Source organism: Aeromicrobium senzhongii (assembly GCF_014334735.1).
Classification (GTDB): domain Bacteria; phylum Actinomycetota; class Actinomycetes; order Propionibacteriales; family Nocardioidaceae; genus Aeromicrobium; species Aeromicrobium senzhongii.
In genome coordinates this window covers 1,627,745-1,642,888 of the sequence record NZ_CP060587.1, presented here as the reverse complement: position 1 = coordinate 1,642,888, position 15,144 = coordinate 1,627,745, and the positions used below count along the sequence as shown (strand labels likewise).

Genomic DNA, 15,144 nt, shown 5'->3' with positions numbered 1-15,144 from the left:
GGCCTCGGGAAGGATCCGAACTGTTCCCCGAGCATACGTCAGTCCGCGCGACGCGAAACTCGATCGCCGCGGTGTGAGACCGGGTGTGTCGGGCGCCTCACGAACGCCGGTGGAACGGGTCCGGGTCAACGCGCGGGGGTCTGCGTCCCGTCGGTCACGACGACGGAGGTCTCGGACTTCGGGCCCTTGACCAGCAGGGCGACCAGCACGGCCACCGCGGAGATCAGCCCGCCGTAGAAGAGCGCGGCGTGGACGCCGGCCGCGGTCGCGTCGACCACCGTGGCGCCGGACTCGAGGTCACTGACGGACCGACGCGTCATCACGGTGACGAACAGCGCCGTGCCCGCGGCGCCGGCGACCTGCTGCAACGTGGAGACCGTCGCGCTGCCGTGGGAGTACAGATGATGCGGCAGCGAGCCCAGCGCCGACGTCATCAGCGGCGTGAACATGAGCGCGAGCCCGATGCTCATCAGCACGTGCACGGCGATGACGGTGCCCTGCGTCGTGCTCGTGTCGAACATCGACATCGACCACAGTGCGACGGAGGTGACGGCGGCGCCGGGCGCGACGAGGGGCCGCGGTCCGTACTGGTCGAACAGGCGACCCACGATCGGTGCGAGCAGGCCCATGACCACGCCACCGGGCAGCAGCACGAGGCCGGTCTTCAACGTCGACAGCCCCAGCACGGTCTGCAGGTAGATCGGCAGCAGGATCAAGGTGCCGAACAGTGCCATCATGCTGACGGCGACGAGGCCGGCCGCGATGGTGAAGGTCCGGTGGGCGAAGGTGCGCAGGTCCAACAGTGCCCGGTCCTGGAGCGAGAGCTGGCGCAGGACGAAGACGACGAGTGCGACGGCGCCGACGGCCACCGGGATCCAGGGATCGACGGGGGTCTCGCCCGCGGCGGCCGCGCCGATGCTGCTGAGTCCGTAGATCAGCCCACCGAAGGCCAGCGCCGACAACACCACCGAGAGCACGTCGATCGGGACGTCGACCGGCTCGGTGACGTTACGCACCCACGCGGCACCGAGCCCGAGGGAGAGCAGGGCGATCGGCAGCACGAGCCAGAACATCCATCGCCAGTCGAGCTGGTCGAGGATGAGGCCCGAGATCGTGGGCCCGACGGCGGGGGCCACCGAGATGACGATCGAGACGGTGCCCATCATGCGGCCGCGGCGCTCCGCGGGGACCAGGTTGAGGATCGTCGTGATCAGCAGCGGCATCATCAGCGCGGTGCCGACGGCCTGGACGGCGCGAGCGGCGACCAGCACGGCGAAGGTCGGCGCCACGGCGGCCAGCAACGTGCCGGCCGTGAACGAGATCATCGCGGCCATGAAGACCCGGCGCAGGGGATAGCGCGTCAGCAGGAACCCGGTGATGGGGATGACCACGGCCATCGTCAGCAGGAACACGGTCGTGAGCCACTGGGCCGTCGTCGCCGGGACGTCGAACTCGCGCATCAGCTCGGGCAGGGCGACGCTCATGATCGTCTCGTTGAGGATCACGACGAACGCCGAGCCGACCAGCAGGGCGATCAGGCGGCCCGAACGGTCGTTGCTCGAGGGTGCCGAGGTGGCGGCGGTGGTGGTCACTGTGCTCCTGCGCGGTGGGGAATGGCGAGTCGAGTGTGCCCCGAGGGACACCAGTGGTCCCAACGCGCGGGCGCGGCGGCTTGTTCCGGGCGGGGGAGTGATGATGCTCACCGGGCGTCCGCGTCCCGCCCCCGACGGCAGGGTTGCGCCGCTGCCGTCGCGGCCGAGGTGGTCCTGGGGGAGGATCGGTCATGGGGTCGAGACATGATCGATCACGACATCCAGGACGCGTCATGCGTCGACGCGGCGACGGTGGCGGAGCGGTTGCAGGTCGACCCGGCGACCGGACTCGCCGACGCTGAGGCCGCGCGCAGGCTCGAGGAGAACGGCCCCAATGAGCTCCGGGGCAAGCCTGCGGTTCCGACGTGGCGCAAGATCCTGGCGCAGTTCCAGGATCCACTGATCTACCTGCTGCTGGCGGCGGTCGTCATCTCGCTGGTCTCGTGGGCGATCGAGGGCGCCGAAGGCCTGCCGGTCGATGCTGTCGTGATCGCGATCGTCGTGATCCTCAACGCGGTGCTCGGCTACACCCAGGAGGCCCGGGCGGAGGACGCGGTGGCTGCGCTCGGCTCCATGACCGCCGCCACGTCGACGGTGCTGCGCGGCGGTGAGCTCAAGACCGTCCCGTCGGCCGATCTCGTGGTCGGCGACGTGCTGGTCCTCAACGAGGGCGACGCCGTCGGCGCCGACGCCCGGCTGCTGAGTGCGAGTGCGCTGCGCATCCAGGAGGCGTCGCTGACCGGTGAGAGCGAGGCCGTCACCAAGAATGCGGCGACGTTGGCCGCGCCGGCGCCCCTGGCGGAGCGCCACGACATGGTTCACAAGGGCACCGCCGTCGTGCAGGGGGTCGGTCGCGCCGTCGTGACCGCCGTGGGCATGTCGACGGAGGTCGGCGCGATCGCCGAGATGCTCGACGCGACGGAGGAGGAGCCCACGCCGCTGCAGACCGAGGTCTCCCACATCAGCAGGATGCTCGGCACCGCAGTGGTCATCATCGCCCTGGTCGTGATGATCACGATCGTCGTGGTCGACGGGGTCACCGAGCCGGCGGACTTCGTCGTCGTCCTGCTGCTGGGCGTCTCACTGGCGGTCGCCGCGGTGCCCGAGGGGATGCCGGCGATCCTCTCCGTTGTTCTGGCGATCGGCGTGCAGCGGTTGGCACGACGCAACGCGGTGGTGAAGCAGCTCAACTCCGTCGAGGCACTCGGATCCGCATCGGTGATCTGCACCGACAAGACCGGCACCCTGACGCGCAACGAGATGACGATCGAGCGGGTGGTCACGGCTTCGGGCAGCGCCGACGTCACGGGTGTCGGGTACCGCCCCGACGGGACGCTGACGGCCGGGGGAGAGGACCTGGCCGGGCCGCAGCGCCTGGAGACCCAACTCCTCCTGGGCGCCGGATCGCTCGCGAACAACGCCCAGCTGACCGAGCGCGACGGTGAATGGACCATCCAGGGAGATCCGACCGAGGCGGCGTTCCTCGTGGCGGCGCGCAAGCTCCCGGGCACGGCCGAGCAGCTCTCGCGGTTCGAGCGCGTGGCCGAGATCCCGTTCACGTCAGACCGCAAGATGATGTCCACGCTGCACCGCGAGCGCGACGACGGGACGTCTCTGGTGTTCAGCAAGGGCGCGCCCGACGTGCTCCTCGCGCACTGCGCGCGGTACCAGGTCGGCGAGGGCACGGCGCCACTCACGGACGCGCTGAGGCGTGAGCGTCTCGCCGAGGTCGAGGCGTTGTCGGCGGAGGCGTTCCGGACGCTCGGCGTCGCCTACCGGGTCGCCGACGACGTGCCGCCCGGGAGCGATGACGTCGACGCGTCGATCGAGCACGAGCTCGTCTACCTCGGCGTGGTCGGCATCATCGATCCGCCGCGCGCCGAGGCGGCAACCGCGATCGCGGAGGCCCACCGGGCCGGGATCCGCGTCATCATGATCACCGGCGACCACCCGACCACCGCGATCCGCATCGCGGCGGATCTGGGCATCATCGAGCCGGGCGGCCGCGCCGTCACGGGGACCGAACTCGACACCGTGGACGACCGGACGCTGCGCGAGAACGTCCACGAGGTGTCCGTCTACGCCCGTGTGTCCCCGAAGCACAAGCTCCTGCTCGTCGACACCCTCCAGTCGGAAGGGCAGATCGTGGCGATGACCGGCGACGGCGTCAACGACGCGCCCGCCCTCAAGTCCGCCGACATCGGCGTGGCCATGGGTGTGACCGGCACCGAGGTCACGAAGGAGGCCGCCCGGATGATCCTGGGCGACGACAACTTCGCCACGATCGTCATGGCGGTCCGTCAGGGACGGGTGATCTTCGACGACATCAAGAAGTTCCTGCGCTATCTGCTCTCGTCGAACATGGGCGAGGTCCTCACGGTCTTCCTGGGCGTCGTGTTCGCGGGCGTCATCGGGTTGAACGAGGCCAGCGACGAGACGATCGTGCTGCCGCTGCTGGCGACCCAGATCCTCTGGATCAACCTCATCACCGATTCGGGCCCGGCTCTCGCGATGGGCGTCGATCCCGAGATCGACGACGTGATGGCGCGCCGGCCACGCCGGCCGGAGGACCGCGCGATCGACACCCGCATGTGGCGGGGCATCGTCACCGTCGGTCTGGTGATGGCGCTGGTGACGTTGTTCGCCATCGACGTGTTCCTGCCCGGAGGACTGGTCGAGGGGGACGACTCGCTCGAGGTCGCCCGGACGGCCGGGTTCACCACCTTGGTCCTCGCCCAGCTGTTCAACGCGCTCAACGCCCGGTCGGAGACGACGAGCGCCTTCCACGGCCTGTTCAGGAACGGCTGGCTGTGGGGCGCGATCGGGCTCGGGATCGTGCTCCAGTTCGCCGTCGTGGAAGTGCCCTTCCTCCAGGTCGCGTTCGGGACCGGTTCCCTGGACCTGGTCCACTGGGGCGTCTGCACGGCACTGGCTTCCGTCGTGCTCTGGTACGACGAGGTGCGCAAGCTCGTCATCCGGGCGGCCGCGCAGCGCTGAGCCGGCGCGACCGTGGTTCGGGCGTCATCGGGCTCGACCTAGGGTGGAGACGCCACGGGCCCACCGTGTGCCGCAACGACTCGAGAGAACTGCAGGTCAGAGCCGATGCGGTTGGCGACGGCTACTCCGATATCGCATAGGGCGACACCCGCATTCGTCGTGGTGCGCTACGGATAGTCGCATCGATAGTCACATCGGAGTGATCGCGGGGAGCAGCGACAGGACGTTGATTCCCTGGTGCCGCAGACCGGTGTCACCTAGCGTGCAGCAGACCGCGGCGATTGAGTCGCCCGCGGGAAGTCAATGAGTCAGTCCGAGTTTCGTCGCTATCTCTTCGTCTCGCATCCCTGTCGAGAACGACCAGTAGTTCAGGAGCTGGTCCCGGAGCCGGCCGAGCTGACGTCCGTCGGTATCGAGATACTTGCTGGCGTGACTAAGCGCCTCAGTCGCCATGAGGATAGCTGGCATGAGTTTCATCGCGGCATAAGCCCGACCGTGCACCTCCTGCTTTGTGTCGCCTGATCCGATGAGGAACTCGATGATGGTCCGCTCCTTGACGTGAACCACAGACGAGCCGTGTCGCCATTCGCTCCGATAGAACTCGTCATCACCATGACGGCTGAGTAGTTCTTCAATCGTCACGCGCCCGGGCTCTAGGTAGTCCTGCACGTCCCCGCCCTTACTGACCAACCGCGTGAACCCGTCTGCTTCTGCAGCGCGGTGAAGGTCCGAAATCTCGGCGTTGATCCTCTGAAGCTCGGCGGTGCGGAGGTCCTCGACGAGCGGGGGTGCTTGCGTGAGGTCATTGCGCTCGGCGCGGAGCATGTCGACTTGGATGTTGGCGGCTCTGAGCGTTCGATCCGCCGTTGTGATGTCGGGTTCGAGCAAGTGGCAGCAGTGCGCACTGGCATCGAGAATGACGCGGGCCGATGCAATCGCGGGCCGGGCGGAAACTTCGTTCTCCACGAGCGCGGCCAATCCACCCAAATGGTTGACTATCCCGCCGATATACATATGCGCGATACGCATGAGCAGGGTGTTGTTGGGATTGAGATCTTGTTCGGCCGACCCTCGTGCGTCGTTAGCGGCCGGCGCTTTGTGTCGCGGCTCAACGAGGCTTTCTCGGTGGGCCACGAGCGAAGTGCGTGTCTCGCCCGGGTAGAACGTGTTCAGGGCGACGTCGTGGTAGGCCCAGAGGGCCTCACCCAGTTGTGGCCAGGTCGGGCGGGCAGCGGCTATGAGCTTCCCGCGCTCAGCGCCCAGCATGATGTCTCGGACCATTTGCTCCGCATCTGATTCATCGCTCACATTCGCATGCTGACAGATGACGCAGTGCTTGGCGTGCCGCATGGACGACCGGCCGGCTTTTCCCTGACGTATCAGTGCGTTTCCCGATACATGTTCGTGCAGGTCAGAGCCGATCAGGTCGCCGACGGCCGCTTCGAAATCGCATAGTGTGACGCCCAGATACGTCGCGGTGCGCTGCGGATAATCGCATCGATAGTCACATCGGAAGGATCGCTGGGGGGGCGGCGACCGAACAATCCTAGCCGTGCAGCAGACCCCTGCCGAGTCCAGCTAGGGCATGGCCGGCGGGACATCACCGCCGGAGTCCTGCCAGCGCGACTCTGCGCGAATCCACACCAGTTGGCTCCCGTGTCGCTAGGATCACGCGGTGCGTCTCGGCTCCGCCATTGTCGGCTTCTTCCTGCGGAAGACCGGCATTTTCATCGCCCTTGTCCTGACTTCGTTCGCCGCCTACCTCGTGGTCGAGACCGTGATTCCTTCGGTGCTGTCGGCGGCCTCGGCTCCCGAGAAGCTGGAGTCGGCCGTTGCGACGAAAACAGCGATCGCCGCGGACGCGAAGAAGACGGAAACTGCTCTGGAGAAGCGGCGGGACCAGATCTGCAACCTCTGGGAGAGGGCGGGAGCGAAGGTCCTGCCTGGCAACTACTGCAAGGACGCACAGCGCAGGTTGGACAAGGCAGAACGGGAGTACGAGGCATCCGCGAAGGCTCTCGCCGACGCCGAGAATGAGGTCGTCAGATGGGAGAAGGCACAGGATTCGCCGGCCGGCTGGGTCATGACTCGGTGGATGCTCGTGTGGCCATGGCTCGTGAAGATCGCTGCGATCGTGCTGCTCGTGCCGCTGCTCCTGCGCACCTTCAACTACTTCGTGTTCATGCCGCTACTCGTTCGGGCACACAAGCCGTTCCAACTCGCCGGCACCGACCACGACGGCGCTCGGCTGCTCGTCGGGCCCGCTGAGAGGACGCTGCGCGTGAGCCTGTCACCGAGCGATCTGCTGTCGGCCCGGTCCGTGCACATGAGGCCTGTCAGCGGGCCTGCGAGTGGTCGCCTGCTCTACGACTGGCGCGCGCCGGCCGTCAGCTATGCGGCGGGTCTCCATGGGCTCACTCAGCTCACAGGTGACGAGCAGGGCGCCGACGCGACCTTGGCGGCGCCGGACAATCCTGATGCCTACCTGATGCGCATCGACTTCGAGAACCATCCCGGACTGTCGATACGTCCGCGCCACGTCGTCGGCGTCATCGGGAACCCGCAACTCAGGTCGCGCTGGAAATGGGGGATTCACGCACTGGCGACGTGGCAGGTGCGCTACGTCCTGTTCACGGGCACCGGGAGCCTCATCATCGAGGGGACTGGCGATGTGATCGCGGACGTGCCCGGTGCCAGGCCGAAGCGGATCGAGCAGAACCTGGTGATGGGGTTCGACACGCGCCTGACCGTCGGCATCACTCGAACGACGGTCTTCTGGCCCTACTTGGCTGGGCGGACACCGCTCGTCGATGAGGCATACACGGGCGACCATCCGATCTTCTGGCAGAAGTCGACCTCGGACGGAACCAGCAACCCGCTCGGGAAGGTCTTCAACAGCATCTTCTCGTCGCTCGGCAAGGTCTTCGGCTTCTAGGGTATGACTCTTGCTTCTCAGTACGCGTGACTCATACGGTTTCGCTCCTTCCCACCCAGTACCACCTGTAACGTCCGACCCATCCAGATGTGATCGGAGAGAACCTTGGTAGCACCGCTGCTTTACCCGCTTGGTGCCGTGATCGTGGTGGGAGCTGCGGCAGCAGGAAAGGGCGTGACGGACCTCGTCCAAGCGAAGGGAATCGCTCGAGCGGCCCTGAGTCGTCATGAGACAGTGCTCGAGACGGTGAGTGCTCGACAGGAGCGGACGCACGCAGTTGCCGAGGCATATGGTCGGAGCCAACTGCACGCGCAGGCCGAAACGATCGGGCGATTCGCGGCGTGGCTGGAGAAGCACGAGCACCTCGTCGAGCAACTCGACCGCAAGGTCGTCGGTGGGGTCGATGTGGTGGTTCCATCGCTTCCGAAGCTCAAGTTCGACGTCGAGCAGGCCAAGACGGGCCTCAAGGGTGGATTCGGCGCGATGGGCGCCGCGGCCAGTGCCCAAGGCGCCGCCCTGTGGGGTGTAAGCTCGTTCGCCACCGCCAGCACCGGCACCGCGATCAGCGGCCTGTCCGGGGCAGCTGCCACCAACGCCACTCTCGCGTGGCTCGGCGGAGGCCCGATCGCCGCCGGCGGCGGCGGGATGGCGGCCGGCGCCCTTGTGCTGAATCTGGTCATGGTCGCGCCAGCTGTGCTCGTCGCGGGGCTCACCGTCGGCATCATGGGCGCCAAGAAGAAGACGAAGGCGATCGAGTACGCGGCGCAGGTCGCGGCCTCGATCGAGAACATGGAAACGGCCAAGGCGGTCTTGGTGAGTGTCGAGGTCCGGATCGGCGAGCTCGCCGACGTCCTGAGTTCACTCGTCACAAGGGCAGACGACGCACTCACGGAGCTCGAAGGACTTGAGTTCGATCCGGATGCTCACGGCGCTGAGTTCGTCCGTGCACTCCAACTGGTGACCGCGATCGGCGAGGTCATCGAGACGCCAGTTCTCGACCCCGAGTCTGGAGAGGTGACCGACGTGTCCATCGAGATTGTGGAGAAGTACTCATGAGCAAGATTCCCGACATCACGTCCCTCGGCAAGAAGGCATCTTCCGTGGGCGGGCTCGCGCAGGCCGCCAACCTCGGAGAGGTCTTCTCCCAAGTGGTCGATGCCGCAGACGCCTGGGTGAAGGTGGTCCAGGAGGAGTCGACTCGGCGTGAGGAGGTCCGCGCGTGGGAGGGGGTGGAACGCGAACGCATCGTGGCCAAGCGTGATGTCTTGCTGCGCGGGCTGGAACTTGCTCACGACGAGCGACGAGAGAACTTCCGCCAGCTGTTCGAGAACCTCGACCTGGCGATGCGCAAGGACGACGCGGCGACAGCTGCCAGCCTGCTGGAATCCATCACGGACCTCGCAAAGGTGAGTCCCTTCAAGGACATCGGGAACGTCGACCACGTGGTCAACGAGCTCAAGCAGTCCGACCGCACGTGGAAGCTCTGAGCAGGCGCCAGCCTGTCTTGATACCCGCAAGAATCGGCTGAACCAGTGAGTGTCTGTCGTCCATGCCACCAAGGCTCCAAATTTGTCGATTCGTCCGACCGTCCCACGTGCTTGCCGGCTCGCAAGTCCCCATTTTTTGGGAACGCGAAACGTGTCGGCGCTGACCGATACGTTTCTCTCCACAAAGACGAGAGAGCTTCGAGTAATGACTGAGATCGACGGGATCACCGTGGGTGACCTGCATCCTGCGCTGGTAGAGGTTGTGACCTATCTCGATGGCTCCGACGTCGACGTGATGAGCCCGTACCACGTGATCTTCGACATTGCGGAGGGGTTCGTCGATGCCGACATTAAGGAAGGTTCAGATACCGTCCGGATCAGGGTCAATCTCGTCGACGACGCCGGAGGCCGTCGCCGAGGATGCAGTCATCGATTGGGTGACGAAGCAGCCCGACGTCGTCGGCGGCATCCTTCAGGCGTGTGTGCACCAGGACGAGGACAGGGCCGTCCTCAGCCCGCGGATTGTGTTCGAGACGCCGATTGGGGAGTACACCACCCTCTCGGGAATCTGGAAGAACCATCACGGGGAGACTGCCAAGTTCGGTGTGGCGTGGCGCGGGCGCGAGATCGCGGACTCGACCGAGCACGACCCGATGGTGCTGCGTGACTACCGGTTCCCGCCATCGCAGCGACCGTTCGTCGAGCCGAAAAATGCGTGGCTTCTGATGGGTGATTCTGCGTCTCGTCTGAGCGACGAAGAGTCGTGGGAGTTTCAGAGAGAAGGTCGGGCGGGTATCTACAACGCGATGTGGACGGCCCCCAGGAACATCGAGGTCGGCGACCTGGTGTTGTTCTACTTCGTCAGTCCCGTCAAGGCCGTCCATTACGTCGCGAGGGCGGCGTCCCGCGCTTTCTGGCGTGACGATATCGAGGTCAACGCCGACAGTCCGGTCGGCGACAAGCAATGGTGGGCTTATTTCACCCCACCGGTGGAGATCGAGCCCATCACCTATGCGCAGTTGCGAGATGCCCAGAATGGTCATCTCAATCTCCGGGGGCGTTCAGGGCACTTTCTTCATCGGGAGACCATCGGAGCCCTCAGCCTTCGTGCCAAGTTCGCACGCCAGCAGGAGGTCGCAGCGCATCGCACAGCAGCCAGTCGGCAGGACATGTGCGCGTGCGTGGCCTCTGAACCCGCTCTCCGTGATCGTGCCCGAAGACGGTCTGCTCACTAGCGTCGTGCGCCACCCTCGAAGTTCCCCGGCAGGCGATAGTCGAAGGCATCGACACTGCGCTGCGGTGGCACGTATCCAGACCCACGACACGTGAGGCCTCGGGCGTTCTCGTGATCAACGATCAGTGACTTCTTGACCTTGACGCGCTGCAGGCAGTGCGGGCATTTCCAACTCTTGGGCGAAGCGCTCTTGGGTGGCACAGATTTCCGTCGTCCCGATTCCCGCTTGCCCATCTTAAGGACTGTGCGTTTGCCTCCGGCGCCCCTGCAGCCGGCGCAGATTCCGCGACTGATGTTGAATCCTCGGATGGGCTTTCGCGTCCTGCACGTCCCGCAGAACTGCGTGATCGGCTTACTCATTACCGAGTGCTCCGAGTGCTCCGAGTGCTCCGAGTGCTCCGAGTGCTCCGAGCACGGAGGCGCTGCCTGCCAGCCCTTGGGAAGCGTCGAAGGCCGCGATTGAGGATGGTCTTAGAGTGCTGGGATCGGCGGCGTCGCAACTCGCTGCCATCGCCTGGAGCGACCAGCTCTCCGGCATCGTTCTGGCCGGGACGCGCGAACGCGATGTGAGTGTCATGATTCAGCTTGTCTTCCGGTCGGTCATCTCAATGTAAGGCCGTGTGACGGCCCAAGTTCGAAAATCACCGATCTCCCGCGGCTGAGCCCTTTCTTAGGCGCAGGCTTGCACGGTGACGGCTGAGGGATGCGTTTCGCCCGCAGCGAGTTCGACGCTGGGGTCATGGGCGGAAGTCGCTGGGGGCGGTGGCTGCCCTGCCGCCCGGCCTTGGATTCTCCACTTGATTCGAGGATTCGTTCCGGGTGATCCGGATCTGAGAGTGTCATGGACGTGAAGGATGACGCTTGTTACATCCGGTTCAATCGACCGAATCCTCTACCGAGCCGACGTCCTCACGATGAAGGGCGCCCAGTTCCCTCCGAGGCCGAGGCCGAGGCCGCGGCAGCCTGCCCAGCATCAGAACCAAGGCTCGGCAGCCTAAAACCACGAACCATTGGCCTCGAATTCAACCGTCGGATCGGCATCGAATCCGAGCGTGGTCGACAGGGAGAATGACTCAGGCTGCTCCACGAGTACGTGAGATCCGATGTTGCGCAGTCCCCTCCGCACCTTTGGACGTCGTCCTCTTGCCGAACGGGAGGCTATCTAGCGTCGATCGATCTGCGGAGTATCTCGCCCGCGATCGATTGAGGGCGAGCTCGCTCCTCGACCAGGAGTCGGAGACCGACGATCAAGGGGACCGATAGCATCACAGGATCTGTCCCCTCGAGGACATAATGCGGGTTGAGTACATCCCAACGCGCCGGCTCGCTAAGTCGAACGGTGTTAACGCCTTTCGTGTAGACCCTCTCGTGGCTCAGTAGCCGCCGTCGTTTTACTTCATGGGAGTCGATGTCCAGCCGGGCCAACGTCCACATTTCGGGCTTCGCGGCTTTCTCGATCCACCGCCCGAATCCCAGAAAGGCGGTCTCGGCGACATCAGACTCGCGGATGCCCGTTTCCTCCTCCAATTCTCGAAGAGCACCGTTGGCGGCAAGAACGGCTATGTCCAGCCTCGCTGCACCCCTGAAGTCCTGTGGCTCGAGCGATCCGCTTGAGGATGGGGCCAGCAATTCTCCGCTCGACTCGTTCCACTTCGACTGAGCGACGATCACAAGCTTCTGGTCCGTTGTTATCGCAAGGAGTGAAGTGCCTAGAGCGTTCAACAGCCAACTGTCGCCGAAATCGCGAAGTCGGCCATACCGGTCGACGTAGAGTGCCCGGCCGAGAGTCGCGTCGGGTTCGCCGTTTCGGAGGGCAATCTTGGTCGCCATGATGTCGGACGCGAGGTGATCCCAATAGCGTGCTGGCGCGAGTCGCCACTCCTTGGAAACGTCGATAGCGGAGTCGAGATTCGAATCCAGACCCAGGAGGTGGCCGTTGTAAGTGTCACGGCGTTTGATCCGCAAACTCCGAAAACGGGTGCCCGCCTTGAGCTCGTGGGGCAACAGGTAGCTGGCCGACGCCATTCTTCCAGTGACCCCGCCACCGGCAATCGCCCGCGTGACTGATCGGTCAAGCAACACATGCTGGTTGTTTGCCGCAACGAACGTAAATCTTGAGGAGTCGAGGTACGCGGCTGCAACATCGTCGTATCTGTCGCCATCACGAGCGATGAAGGAAAGTGCTTGGAGTTCCCCCACGTGGCGGCGCCACTCGAGCCACAACAACCCGAGCGAGATGAAGGCCAAAATGGCGCTCACCGCGATCGGGACGTCAATCCAGATTGCCGACACTCCGACGAGCGCGAGTGTCAGGCTAAGCAGCAACCACCTGGAGTGGTACGCGAAGTCCAATAGGCGGAGCCAGGCCGTGTGGGCGACGCGTCGCAAACGGAGCACGGAGCGAGGCTAACTCGTACGCGCGCTCAACGGGGCAAACTCGTAGGGCATCCCCCTGCGCTCGAGCTGCGCGAGGTCGAGACTGCATCGTCGAGCCCGTCGTCACCGGACGACGCTCCCTTGAAGGACGGCGTATGCGATGACGAAGGCCGCGTTGCGAAGGCCGCACGACACGCGGACCGCAGTTGGCGGGTGATGGCACGACCAAGCCTGTTTATGCGAGGACGGCCCCCGTGGCTAAGTGGAGTGCCGATCGTCACCCGCGCTCCCGGTGTCCAAAGTGACCTGTGCGCTGGCGTGGCCCAGTCGTTCCTGGACGACCTTCACCGATTGGCCGGCCTCGAACAGCAGCGACGCGTGGGTGTGGCGCAGTTCGTGCACGTTCAGCGTCGGCAGGTCCTGCGTTGGGTGAGCTTCCCGATAGAGCTTCTGGACCCTCTGAAAGCGCGAGGGCAGACCCGACTGGGTCGCCGCGCGTCTCGGTCGGGACGGGAACACCGGGTCACCGCTGCGAAGGCCGTGCAGGGGTGTCACGTTGCCGTCGCCGGTGAGCAGGCCGGGCAGCTCGCGGCGCCAGGCTTGGAGCAGGTGCTCGCACGTGGCATCGAAGGTGATCGTGCGGGGCCGTCCGCCCTTCACCGGGCCGATGACGTAGCGCTCGCCGCGGGGCAGGGTCTCGTCGTAGTGGAGGGCGCGTTCGATGCGCAGCTGCCACTTGGCGACGTCGATGTCGCCCCACCGCAGACCGAGCAACTCGCCCGATCGCATGCCGGTCCGTGCGAGGAGCACCCACTCGGTGGCGCGAGCTTCGTCCTCGGCCAGTGCCAGTCGCAGAATCGGGTCAGCTGCTCGACGTTCCAGATGACGAACGGCTTGACGCGTTTAGCTGCCTCACCCTTGGGACGTCCCGCGTGCTTGGAGTTCGCAGGATTCTTGACGATCAGGCCTTCGTCGAGCGCCGCCAGGAAGATCGTGTTGACCCAGTTCGCGTACCTGGCGACGGTCGAGGTTGCCAGGCCCTTGCGCGGGCGTTTCGGCGACGGTGGTTGTCTCGTGCCGCGCTCCAGGCCGCGGTAGGCCGCCGCGAGGTCGGTCGGACGGATGTCGGTCAGCTGCAGGTGGCCGATGTAGGGATCCATCGCGTCGATGACGCGCTGGATGTACATCCGGGTGCCGTTGCCGACGGAGTGCCCGTCGAGCCACCGCCGCGCATACGGCGTGAAGGTGTCCCGGCCGACGGCTTGGGGGATCTTGCGGATCACGTCGGCGCGCACCAAGGTGAGCGCCTCGTCGGCGTCCTCGTAGCTGGCGAAGCCGGCGCAGGTGTGGACGCGGGTGCCGGCCTCGGGGTGGCCCGGTTCGACGGGGACCTGAATCTCGTAGCGCCACCGCGGACCGGACTTGGTCTGGTAGGTGCTGATGGAGCCGGTGCCCTTCTCGCGTCGAGCGCGCGCGGCGGTGGGCTTGGCCCGCGGGCTCATCAGGAGACTTCCGAAGAGGGTGCCGTCCTCGATGGCGCGGTCGACGGTGCGCGGGTCGACGTCAAGCAGGCTCGCGACCTCGGTCCGGGTCAGCACCTCGCGATCGGTGTTCAGGAGTTCGGCCCAGGTGCGGATCGGGGCTGCGATGGTGTGGTTCGTCATACCCGACAGGTGGGCGCCGGGACCCCTCCGGCGGTGCTGAAAGCACCTGGACGCGGGACGTGCGCCACGCCGGATTTCTATGCCGTGGGCCCCCGATCTAGGGTGGATAGTCGCATCAGACGGTTTTGAGGCCATGTTGCGTGCCGCCATTTCTCGAGAGAACTGCAGGTCAGAGCATGAATTCGCCCTCGAAGCACCCGAAAGCCGTCCTGTGGGACATGGACGGCACGCTCGTCGACACCGAGCCGATGTGGATCGCGGGGGAGCACCAGCTCGCCGAGGACCACGGCGCGGTGTGGACCGAGGAGGACTCGCTGCACCTGGTCGGCAGCGACCTGCTGGTGGCGGCGCGCTACATCAAGGAGCGGATCGGCGGTGACATGACGCCGGAGGACATCGTCGACTTCCTGGGCGGTCGCGTGGCCACCGCCCTGCGGGAGCAGCAGGAATGGCGTCCCGGTGCCCGGGAGCTGATCGAGGAGTACCGCGCCGCGGGCGTGCCGCAGGCCCTCGTCACGATGTCGTACGGCTACATCGCCGAACCGGTCGTCGACGCGCTCGGGTTCGAGGCGGTGGTGACGGGCGACTCGGTGACGCAGGGCAAGCCGCACCCCGAGCCGTACCTGAAGGCCGCCGAGCTGCTGGGGGTGCGGGCCGAGGACTGCATCGCCATCGAGGACTCGCGCACCGGTGCCGCGTCGGCCAACGCCGCGGGCTGCTTCGTGATCGCGGTGCCGCACGCCGTCGCCGTCCCCGAGGCACCGTTCCGGGCGGTCGTCCCGACCCTGGCCGGACTGACGGCGGACCACCTGGGGCGACTGGCCGGGCTCGGTCACGAATGACCAGTGATCTCCTCGTC

General features: G+C 65.8%; 11 protein-coding genes. 6 read left to right on the top strand and 5 right to left on the bottom strand.

What is annotated here, in order from left to right:
- Positions 1 to 125: 125 nt before the first annotated feature.
- A complete protein-coding gene (locus H9L21_RS08225) occupies positions 126 to 1,592 on the bottom strand; it encodes an MDR family MFS transporter (RefSeq protein WP_187411364.1) in 1,467 nt (488 codons plus the stop codon).
- Between the two features lie 204 nt (positions 1,593 to 1,796).
- On the opposite strand from H9L21_RS08225, the gene H9L21_RS08220 reads away from it, so the two are divergent.
- Entirely contained in the window at positions 1,797 to 4,589 is a 2,793-nt protein-coding gene (locus tag H9L21_RS08220) for a cation-translocating P-type ATPase (RefSeq protein WP_154594929.1), read from the top strand.
- Positions 4,590 to 4,889: 300 nt separating this feature from the next.
- On the opposite strand, the gene H9L21_RS08215 is transcribed toward H9L21_RS08220, so the two are convergent.
- Entirely contained in the window at positions 4,890 to 5,897 is a 1,008-nt protein-coding gene (locus H9L21_RS08215; protein WP_154594930.1) for a hypothetical protein, read from the bottom strand.
- A gap of 367 nt (positions 5,898 to 6,264) precedes the next feature.
- Between H9L21_RS08215 and H9L21_RS08210 the strand changes: the two genes are divergently transcribed.
- The 4 genes from H9L21_RS08210 (at position 6,265) to H9L21_RS08195 (ending at position 10,246) form a co-directional block, all read left to right on the top strand.
- On the top strand, positions 6,265 to 7,524 hold the full coding sequence (locus H9L21_RS08210) for a hypothetical protein (RefSeq protein ID WP_154594931.1): 1,260 nt from the start codon (positions 6,265 to 6,267) through the stop codon (positions 7,522 to 7,524).
- Between the two features lie 174 nt (positions 7,525 to 7,698).
- Positions 7,699 to 8,580 carry a hypothetical protein gene (locus tag H9L21_RS08205; protein WP_154594932.1) on the top strand — a complete coding sequence of 294 codons (882 nt, stop codon included), beginning with the start codon at positions 7,699 to 7,701 and terminating at the stop codon, positions 8,578 to 8,580.
- Positions 8,577 to 9,011 (top strand): TroA family protein, encoded by a 435-nt coding sequence (locus tag H9L21_RS08200; RefSeq protein ID WP_154594933.1) that lies wholly within the window; start codon positions 8,577 to 8,579, stop codon positions 9,009 to 9,011. The genes H9L21_RS08205 and H9L21_RS08200 overlap by 4 nt, the downstream gene beginning before the upstream one ends.
- Positions 9,012 to 9,448: 437 nt before the next feature.
- Positions 9,449 to 10,246, top strand: a complete 798-nt coding sequence (locus H9L21_RS08195) for a hypothetical protein (RefSeq protein ID WP_154594934.1) — start codon at positions 9,449 to 9,451, stop codon at positions 10,244 to 10,246.
- A 1,157-nt stretch (positions 10,247 to 11,403) separates the two neighbouring features.
- Here the strand turns inward: H9L21_RS08195 and H9L21_RS08190 are convergent.
- The 3 genes from H9L21_RS08190 to H9L21_RS15480 form a co-directional block, all read right to left on the bottom strand.
- Positions 11,404 to 12,642 carry a hypothetical protein gene (locus H9L21_RS08190; RefSeq protein ID WP_154594935.1) on the bottom strand — a complete coding sequence of 413 codons (1,239 nt, stop codon included), beginning with the start codon at positions 12,640 to 12,642 and terminating at the stop codon, positions 11,404 to 11,406.
- A gap of 237 nt (positions 12,643 to 12,879) precedes the next feature.
- A complete protein-coding gene (locus tag H9L21_RS08185) occupies positions 12,880 to 13,395 on the bottom strand; it encodes a site-specific integrase (RefSeq protein WP_230081343.1) in 516 nt (171 codons plus the stop codon).
- A complete protein-coding gene (locus H9L21_RS15480; protein ID WP_230081283.1) occupies positions 13,278 to 14,285 on the bottom strand; it encodes a hypothetical protein in 1,008 nt (335 codons plus the stop codon). The genes H9L21_RS08185 and H9L21_RS15480 overlap by 118 nt, the downstream gene beginning before the upstream one ends.
- Positions 14,286 to 14,461: 176 nt before the next feature.
- Between H9L21_RS15480 and H9L21_RS08180 the strand changes: the two genes are divergently transcribed.
- Positions 14,462 to 15,127: an HAD family hydrolase gene (locus H9L21_RS08180; protein ID WP_154594937.1), complete on the top strand. Its 666-nt coding sequence runs from the start codon at positions 14,462 to 14,464 to the stop codon at positions 15,125 to 15,127.
- Positions 15,128 to 15,144: the final 17 nt, after the last annotated feature.

Bases quoted from the DNA above. Each gene is read 5' to 3' on its own strand.
- H9L21_RS08200 (WP_154594933.1), top strand. From the start codon at position 8,577: ATGAGCAAGATTCCCGACATCACGTCCCTCGGCAAGAAGGCATCTTCC.
- H9L21_RS08220 (WP_154594929.1), top strand. From the start codon at position 1,797: ATGATCGATCACGACATCCAGGACGCGTCATGCGTCGACGCGGCGACG.
- H9L21_RS15480 (WP_230081283.1), bottom strand. From the start codon at position 14,285: ATGACGAACCACACCATCGCAGCCCCGATCCGCACCTGGGCCGAACTC.
- H9L21_RS08180 (WP_154594937.1), top strand. From the start codon at position 14,462: ATGAATTCGCCCTCGAAGCACCCGAAAGCCGTCCTGTGGGACATGGAC.